Annotated in this window: 1 protein-coding gene; it reads right to left on the reverse strand. The window is 39.5% G+C overall.

The window, feature by feature from the left end; genetic code table 11:
- Positions 1–683, reverse strand: a 683-nt coding sequence (locus tag ACFILO_RS09640) for a hypothetical protein (protein ID WP_375678232.1), incomplete at both ends; no start/stop codon positions are given.

The raw sequence follows: 683 nt of genomic DNA on the forward strand, positions 1-683 counted from the left end.
TTATTGAGTTGATCGACCACCAGATTTAAAGTGCCACCCGCTTGGACAAGACCAGGAACACTCTCCAAAGCTTCTGAGCGGATATGACGAAATTTGCCATCGGCTATATCTAAAGAAACATCGCGGCTTCCATCAGCTTTATAGCCATAACAATTGTCTGTATTTGCATTACAACCCATATAGGTGTTTTTATAAGTTGTTACACCCAAATTGGTGAGCACATTGGCGTGGATATCGGCATTTCCCCCTGCTTCTATAAAACTATAATGGTTGTCAATGTTATCGGCGTTAATGATGAGATCGCCGTGAGATTGTATCATCCCCTGAATGGTGGGCTTATGCGAAAACCCCTGCGTAACAGTTTCTTCTGTCATATGTGACTGATTATTCCATTGATACCGTCTTATATTACTTTTTGTTTTATCATATTTCCAAGTAAATGCCCTATAAAATGCTCCATCTTCCAAAGTTGCCGTGCCATACGTTTCTTCTTTGTTAGCCCAAAGATTTTTATCAAATACAAATACTTCCCTAGGTATATACTGGTGTGCAATAACTATTGTTCTATCCTCAAAGTGACCCTTTCCCCAAAGGTTGGGACCATCTTGATATAACATCCCATCACTGAGTTGATCAGAACCCTTTGGTTTTTGGAAAGAAATATCGCTATATTCCGTTTTTTC

The sequence above is a fragment of the Bartonella sp. AP72JLCBS genome (assembly GCF_042195705.1).
Classification (GTDB): domain Bacteria; phylum Pseudomonadota; class Alphaproteobacteria; order Rhizobiales; family Rhizobiaceae; genus Bartonella.